The sequence below is a fragment of the Dialister sp. genome (genome assembly GCF_051885895.1).
Taxonomy (GTDB): domain Bacteria; phylum Bacillota; class Negativicutes; order Veillonellales; family Dialisteraceae; genus Dialister.
On the sequence record NZ_JBJEXP010000085.1, the window covers coordinates 1 to 7,194 of the forward strand.

The window sequence follows — 7,194 nt, forward strand, 5'->3', positions numbered from 1 at the left end:
GTCATATTCTTCCTCTGTCACAAAGCCAAGGGCCAAAGCGGCTTCCCGAAGGGAGCTGTTGTCCGCAAAGGCTTTTCTGGCAATCTGCGCCGACTTTTCATAGCCGATATGAGGAGACAGGGCTGTTACCAGCATAAGGGATTTCTTCACCAGTTCTTCCATCCGTTCATCATTCACCTTGATGCCCTGAGCGCAGTGGATATCGAAGGAATGAATGGCTTCGCCCAGCAGCTTGACCGATTCGATAAAGCTGTCTGCCAGTACAGGAGCATACACATTCAGCTCGAACCGTCCCTGGGAAGAAGCCATGGAAATGACGGCCTGGTTGCCGTGAACACGGCAGGCTACCATGGTCAGGGCTTCGCACTGGGTAGGATTCACCTTGCCCGGCATAATGGAAGAGCCCGGTTCGTTGGCCGGAATGGTCAGTTCGCCCAGACCTGCCCGGGGACCGCCGGCCAGAAGGCGGATATCATCGGCAAACTTCATGCAGTCTCCTCCCAGGGCATCCAGAGCACCGTGGGTGAAAACCAAATCATCTCTGCCGGTGAGGGCATAGAATTTATTGGCTGCGGAGGTAAAGGAAATTCCCGTTTCCTCGGAAATGGCAGCAGCCACCTTTTCCCCGAAATCCTTGGGGCTGTTCAGGCCTGTTCCCACTGCCGTGCCTCCGATGGCCAGCGCATGGAGATATTTTTCGCCGTCCTGGATCATGGACTTGGTCTTTTTCAGCATTTCCATCCAGCCCGAAACTTCCTGTCCGAAAGTCAGCGGCACCGCATCCTGCACATGGGTGCGTCCGATCTTTACGGTATGCATATATTCTTCGCTCTTTGCCTTGAAAGTAGCGATCAGGCCGTCCAGCGGTCCGTAGAGATACTGATGGAGAGAATAAACAGCGGCTACATGGAGAGCTGTGGGGAATGTATCATTGGAGGACTGGGACATATTCACATCATCATTGGGATGAACCCGAAGAGAGCTGCCTGCCTTTTCCAGCTTGGCATTGGCAATATGAGATACCACTTCATTCATATTCATATTGCTCTGGGTGCCGGAACCGGTCTGGTATACCACCAGCGGGAATTCTCCGTCCCATTTCCCATCCAGAATCTCATCGCAGGCGCTGCGGATGGCTTCTGCCTTTTCCTTGGGAAGGGCTCCTCTTTCTTCATTCACCTTGGCAGCGCACTTTTTCAGAATAGCAAAAGCGCGGATGATTTCCTTCGGCATGGTATGGCCGATTTTGAAATTTTCAAAAGAACGCTGAGTCTGCGCACCCCACATATGATCAGCGGGGACACGGACTTCACCTAAAGAATCATGTTCGATACGATATTCCATCATGTTCTCCTTTGCGAAATACAAATCTGCCGGGAAATAAGTTTCCTCGAAACAGGGAATTGTCTTCAGATTTATTGTAACATCTTACAGCGCCCCATGTAATTACTAACTTTATATAGATAAATAGGATTTCATTGCAAAGAACGCATAAAAGGGACCGCCCTGCGGCCCCTTTTCAGAAAGTGCAGAAGGAAAGGACTCTGCCATGAGACAGCCTTTTCCTGTGAGCTGAAGTCCATCCCTGCTGTGGCTCACGCCTTCTGCTTTCTCACCCTTCCACTTCCTTCACTGCCTTGTCCAGATCCTCGGTGAAATCGATCTTCCCGAAGTTCGATGACCGGGGCAGCTTCAGCTTCAGATCGGAAAGAAGGCAGAATTCCGCTTTTCCTTCCTTCAGGCATATATCAAATACATGGCCTCCTGATTTCCTGTCATCGGAGAGATAGTGGAAATGGTAGCCCGGCATGTTGAGGCCGCCCATGAAGGAGGGACAGTAGAGACCGATCAGGGTGCCTTCCGTATGTTCCAGATGAAATTCCACCTGATCTTTTTTCATTACTTCATCCAGCCGTGCATAGGGCTTCTGCTGCCCTTTTTCACTTCTGGCGTATACTTTTTCAAAAAGTCCATGAACGCGTATACCGTAAAAATAGTTCGGTCCCCAGTTTTTAATGAAGGCGTCCGCCTGCTGGCGCAGCTCTTCCAGAGAGGAAATATCCTTCAGAGGCAGGGTCCTGTCCGCTGCAAAGAAAAAGACGTCCGCAAAAGGAACCTTCCAGCGGTCATCCGCCTCTTTGACCTCCCCTTTTCCATTGACCTGGTACACCTCGCCCTGGCACATGACAAGCTCTCCGTCCAGGGAATCAAAGGTGCCTATGCCGAAATCTCCCTGGCCCTTCAAATCCTTCACTTCCACCGATCCTTCATAATGTCCGAGAATCAGGGACTGAAGAAGAGCTGCCTGAAATAATGTCCTGCCGGCTGCTCTGGCACTCATGATAACCGCTCCTTTCCAAAAGCAACTGCCGGGAATCAACCCCGGCAGTTACCTCACTGTAATGAATGAATGAAATCCATCATTTCTTTTTTCTTTTCTTCCAGCAGCTTCCGATCTCCCCTGGTTTCCATGTTGAATCGAATCAGCGGTTCCGTATTGGAGGGGCGGAGATTGAAGCGCCAGTTGTCAAATTCAATGCCCACGCCGTCGGTGGGATCGATCCGGCGCGCCTCTTTTCCGTACTTCTCCTTCACCTTTTCCAGGATGAAATCACTGTTCTTCACGGTGAGATTGATTTCCCCGCTGCAGGGGAATTCCTTTTCCATTTCCTCCACCAGCTCGCCCAGGTGCTTTCCCTTTTCGCTCATGATCTGTGTCACAATGAGCCAGGGAATCATGCCGGAGTCGCAGTAGGAAAAATCACGGAAGAAATGATGGGCGGAATTTTCCGCGCCGTAAATTCCCTTCACCCGGCGCATGGTTTCCTTCATAAAGGCATGGCCGCCCTTGGACTCCACCGGTTTGCCTCCCAGGTCACGGCAGATTTTTTCCGTGCACCAGAATACCCGGGGATCATGGACAATGGTTTCGCCGGCATGTCTCTTCAGGAAATATTCGGCCAGAAGGCCCACCATGTAGTAGCCTTCCACAAAATGACCCTTCTCATCAATGAAGAAGCAGCGGTCAAAATCCCCATCCCAGGCGATGCCCAGATCCGCCTTTTCGGAAAGCACTGCATCCACCAGAGGCTTCCTGCATTCCTCCAGCATGGGATTGGGTACGCCGTGGGGGAACGAGCCGTCCGGATCCATGTACATTTCCGTGAACCGGAACGGAAGGTGCTTCTTCAATTCAGAAAAGGCAATATTGGCGCATCCGTTTCCTGCATTCACCACAATATGGAAAGGCTTCATGGCCTTCACGTCGACGAAGCTTAAAAGAGTATCTATATAGTCGGAAAGAATGTCCTTCCGGAAGAGTTTTCCCTGCCCTTTGATTTCCGGAAAATCGCCGGAAAAGGCCAGAGCTTCGATATCCTTCAGCCCGGTATCCGCACTTACGGGAATGCCTTCCTCCCGTACAATCTTGATGCCGTTGTAATCGGAAGGATTGTGGCTGGCGGTAATCATGAATCCGCCGTCCATACCGTAGTGGAAGGTTCCAAAATACATCATTTCCGTGCCGCAGAGGCCGATATCATATACATCACTGCCACCATCCATGAGTCCCTTTGCAGCCGCTTCGCTGATTTTCTTCGAGCTGGGCCGCACATCATAACCGATGCACATGGCTTTCGGATGATACAGCGCCGCATAGGCCCTGCCTACCCGGTATGCCAGGTCCTCATTCACTTCTCCCGGAACAATACCCCGGATATCATAGGCTTTAAACCCATTGTGTGACATATGTAAAGGTTCCATTCCTTTTATTCTTCTCCCTTCTCCTTCAGCCGGTTCAGTACTGTAATATATCCGTCAGCGCCGTACTTCAGGCACCGCTTCACCCTGGAAATGGTGGCTGTACTGGCCCCCGTCTTCTTTTCGATGCGGTCATACTTTTCGCCGGATTCCAGCATCCGTGCCACTTCCAGCCGCTGGGACATATCTCTCAGCTCATTAATGGTGCATAAATCTTCAAAAAATTCATAACATTCATCCCTTGTTTTCAAAGAAAGGATGGCGTCAAACAATGTATCTGTCAGAGGATTGACAAGTCTCTGGTTTACACTCATAGGTATCCCTCTTTTCATGTGGTTTGGAAGAACCAGCTTTTTCGCTTTAGTATATTATAGCATTACAGGCTGACAGGTGCAAAGAAAATCAGGCATCTGCGGGCCGGCTTCCCAAAGGCGGAATTTCCACCGAAATCTCGGCAGAAAAGCAGGCACAGCGGGCATAAAAAGGCCCGGTACCTGTACCCTGACCTCCATCTTCCCCCCTTTCCCGGCCATGACTTTTATGAATCTTATCTGTTTAAATCATTATTTCTATTGACAATATTTCTTAATCAGAGTACTATAGTTTCAACCCGTGCAGACGGGAAAACCAAATATGGATTCATCATGAGTGGCGGAGGGACTGGCCCTTTGAAGCCACGGCAACCATTCTTTACAGAAACGGTGCCAATTCCAGCGGGTAAGATTACTCGAAAGATGATGTATAACTGACTTTCATCTTTCGATGAAAGTTTTTTTGTTTTTATAAGGAGCCCCCAATGATTGAGCTGAAACATATAACGAAATTATATGGCAAATTCAAAGCACTGGACGACATCAACCTGACCATTCAAGACGGTGAGATTTTTGGCATTGTCGGTCAGTCCGGTGCAGGAAAGTCTACCCTGATCCGCTGCATCAATATGCTCGAACCCCCTACTTCCGGCGAAGTGCTGATTGACGGCAAAGACATGACAAAGCTGTCCAAAGCCCAGCTTCGTGAGGAACGGAAGAAAATCGGCATGATTTTCCAGCATTTCAACCTTCTCTCCAACAGAACCGTGGAAGGAAATGTAGCCTTTCCGCTGGAGCTGTCTCATGTGCCGAAAGCAGAACAGAAGAAAAGAATTGATGAAATTCTGAACCTGGTAGGCCTTACGGAATACAGGAACAAATATCCCTCCCAGCTGTCCGGCGGACAGAAGCAGCGTGTAGGCATTGCCCGTGCCATCGTGTCCAATCCTTCCGTTCTTCTTTCCGATGAAGCCACCAGCGCCCTGGATCCGGAAACGGTAAAATCCATTCTCCAGCTGCTGAAAGACATCAACAAGAAAATGGGAATCACCATTATCATGATTACCCACCAGATGGAAGTCATTAAGGAAATCGCCGAACAGGTGGCAGTCATTGAAAAGGGTAAAATTATCGAACAGGGTTCCGTGGTGGATCTCTTCACCAATCCGCAGACTGAAACCCTTAAAAAGTTCGTCGGTTCTGTCATGTCCTCCGATGTTCCGGAACAGCTGTCCCATATGAATATCGGAAAAGAAAAGAAGCATGATACCGACCAGACAATCATCAGCCTGAAATTCCGCGGCGATGTAGCCAATGAACCGATCATTGCCAACCTGATCCGGAAATATAACCTGGACGTAAGTATTCTCTACGGATCCATCGATTATATCCAGAACGTTTCCTTCGGCCGTCTTATCATTATGATCAATGGCCATGAAGATGACATGAACAAAGCTCTCGGCCATCTGAAGTCTTTACCAATAACAAGCGAGGTAATCGGATATGTCCCCAGTGATAACTAACCTGCTCCTGAAAAGTCTGGCTGAAACGCTGTACATGCTTTCCATTTCAGCCATTATTGCCGCCCTGATCGGCATTCCCCTGGGCATCCTGCTGGTGGTGACAGAAAAGAACGGCATCCTGTCCTGCCCGGTGCTTAATAAGCCTCTGGCTTTCGTCATCAACCTCATTCGTTCCATTCCGTTCATTATCCTCATGGTAGCCATCATCCCCTTCACCCGGCTGGTGGCAGGTACCTCCATCGGAACAACGGCGGCCATCGTTCCTCTGACCATTGCCGCCATCCCCTATACGGCCCGTATGGTGGAAACATCCATCCGCGAAATTCCCTTCGGCCTTATTGAAGCCGCAGAATCCATGGGCGCTTCCCCTCTCCAGATCATCTGGAAGGTTCTCATTCCTGAAGCGCTGCCCTCCATTATCGAAAGTCTGACTGTTGTGATCGTATCCCTCATCGGTGCTTCCGCCATGGCCGGCACCATCGGCGGCGGCGGTCTGGGCGACCTGGCCATCCGCTACGGCTACCAGCGCTTCCAGGCAGACGTCATGATTGCCACCATTATCGTCCTTGTCATCATCGTTCAGCTCATCCAGTTCATCGGCAGCAACCTGGCCAAGAAAGCGGATAAGCGTTAACCCATTGGATTTCCCTATTTTCATTGTTTCCGGTATATAACGGGTTTTCACCCTTATATAAATTAAGATTTCATTTTCGACGTGAAATCAGAGTTCAAAAGAGAAAGGAAGTTTTATTTATGTTCAAGAAATTAGCAATCGCCGGCCTTTGCGCACTCTCCGCAGCAGCATTCATCACCGGCTGCGGTTCCTCCAGCGATAAACCGGCATCCTCCGCTGCAGCTTCTGCTCCTGCTGAAAAGAAAGAAATCACCGTAGGTGCTACAGCAGGCCCCCATGCGGAAGTCGTAGAAGCCGCTGCTAAAGAAGCTGAAAAGAACGGCCTCAAAGTCAATGTAAAAGAATTCTCCGACTACATTACCCCTGACCAGGCACTGGCTGACGGCGACCTGGATATCGTAGTGTACCAGCATAAGCCCTTCATGGAAAACTTCAATAAACAGCATGGCACCCACCTCACCGATATCGGCAGAGCCATCCTCATGCGCATGGGCATTTACTCCAATAAGATTAAAGATATAAAAGACCTTCCTGAAGGTGCTACCGTTTCCATTCCGAACGATCCCACCAATGAAGGCCGCGGCCTCCAGCTTCTGGAAAAAGCCGGCGTTATCAAGCTGAAAGATGGCGTAGGCATGAAAGCTACCCCTGCTGATGTGGTAGAAAACCCGAAGAACATCCAGTTCAAGGAAATCGAAGCCGCTCAGCTCCCCAGAAGCCTTGACGATGTAGATGCTTCCGTCATCACCATGAACTATGTCATGAGCGCAGGCCTCTCTCCTGAAAAACAGGGCATCTTCCTGGAAGATAAGGATACCCCGCTGGCTGTCATGATCATTGCTGTTCGTGAAAAGGATAAGGATCAGCCGGCTTACAAGAAATTCGTACAGGCTTACCAGTCCGATGCCGTTAAGAAATTCATTGCAGAAAAATACAAAGGCACCATCGTTCCTGCCTGGGACTAATG

At 49.8% G+C, this 7,194-nt stretch carries 7 protein-coding genes and 1 riboswitch; of the genes, 3 read left to right on the forward strand and 4 right to left on the reverse strand.

Features of this window, described 5'->3' with window-relative positions; translation table 11 throughout:
* The 4 genes from fumC to ACI4N7_RS07695 form a co-directional block, all read right to left on the reverse strand.
* Positions 1-1,344, reverse strand: a 1,344-nt coding sequence (gene fumC, locus ACI4N7_RS07680) for a class II fumarate hydratase (protein ID WP_439732768.1), incomplete at its 3' end; no start/stop codon positions are given.
* A gap of 268 nt (positions 1,345-1,612) precedes the next feature.
* Entirely contained in the window at positions 1,613-2,341 is a 729-nt protein-coding gene (budA, locus tag ACI4N7_RS07685) for an acetolactate decarboxylase (RefSeq protein WP_439732769.1), read from the reverse strand.
* 53 nt (positions 2,342-2,394) lie between these two features.
* Positions 2,395-3,762, reverse strand: a complete 1,368-nt coding sequence (locus ACI4N7_RS07690; protein WP_439732770.1) for a phosphomannomutase — start codon at positions 3,760-3,762, stop codon at positions 2,395-2,397.
* Positions 3,763-3,767: 5 nt separating this feature from the next.
* A complete protein-coding gene (locus tag ACI4N7_RS07695; RefSeq protein ID WP_439732771.1) occupies positions 3,768-4,073 on the reverse strand; it encodes a YerC/YecD family TrpR-related protein in 306 nt (101 codons plus the stop codon).
* 322 nt (positions 4,074-4,395) lie between these two features.
* Positions 4,396-4,500: riboswitch (SAM riboswitch) on the forward strand.
* Positions 4,501-4,555: 55 nt separating this feature from the next.
* Here ACI4N7_RS07695 and ACI4N7_RS07700 point away from each other — a divergent pair.
* The 3 genes from ACI4N7_RS07700 to ACI4N7_RS07710 all read left to right on the forward strand — a co-directional run bounded on the left by ACI4N7_RS07700 (position 4,556) and on the right by ACI4N7_RS07710 (position 7,192).
* Positions 4,556-5,593: a methionine ABC transporter ATP-binding protein gene (locus ACI4N7_RS07700; RefSeq protein WP_439732772.1), complete on the forward strand. Its 1,038-nt coding sequence runs from the start codon at positions 4,556-4,558 to the stop codon at positions 5,591-5,593.
* The gene (locus ACI4N7_RS07705) at positions 5,574-6,227 is read left to right on the forward strand and encodes a methionine ABC transporter permease (RefSeq protein WP_439732773.1); all 654 of its coding nucleotides are present in this window, start codon (positions 5,574-5,576) and stop codon (positions 6,225-6,227) included. Before ACI4N7_RS07700 ends, ACI4N7_RS07705 begins: the two co-directional genes overlap by 20 nt.
* 119 nt (positions 6,228-6,346) lie before the next feature.
* The gene (locus ACI4N7_RS07710) at positions 6,347-7,192 is read left to right on the forward strand and encodes a MetQ/NlpA family ABC transporter substrate-binding protein (RefSeq protein ID WP_439732774.1); all 846 of its coding nucleotides are present in this window, start codon (positions 6,347-6,349) and stop codon (positions 7,190-7,192) included.
* Positions 7,193-7,194 lie beyond the last annotated feature (2 nt).

What these genes read in the sequence shown, in the direction of transcription:
- ACI4N7_RS07695 (WP_439732771.1), bottom strand. Translation starts at nt 4,073, where the DNA reads ATGAGTGTAAACCAGAGACTTGTCAATCCTCTGACAGATACATTGTTT.
- ACI4N7_RS07700 (WP_439732772.1), top strand. Translation starts at nt 4,556, where the DNA reads ATGATTGAGCTGAAACATATAACGAAATTATATGGCAAATTCAAAGCA.
- ACI4N7_RS07710 (WP_439732774.1), top strand. Translation starts at nt 6,347, where the DNA reads ATGTTCAAGAAATTAGCAATCGCCGGCCTTTGCGCACTCTCCGCAGCA.
- budA (WP_439732769.1), bottom strand. Translation starts at nt 2,341, where the DNA reads ATGAGTGCCAGAGCAGCCGGCAGGACATTATTTCAGGCAGCTCTTCTT.
- ACI4N7_RS07690 (WP_439732770.1), bottom strand. Translation starts at nt 3,762, where the DNA reads ATGGAACCTTTACATATGTCACACAATGGGTTTAAAGCCTATGATATC.
- ACI4N7_RS07705 (WP_439732773.1), top strand. Translation starts at nt 5,574, where the DNA reads ATGTCCCCAGTGATAACTAACCTGCTCCTGAAAAGTCTGGCTGAAACG.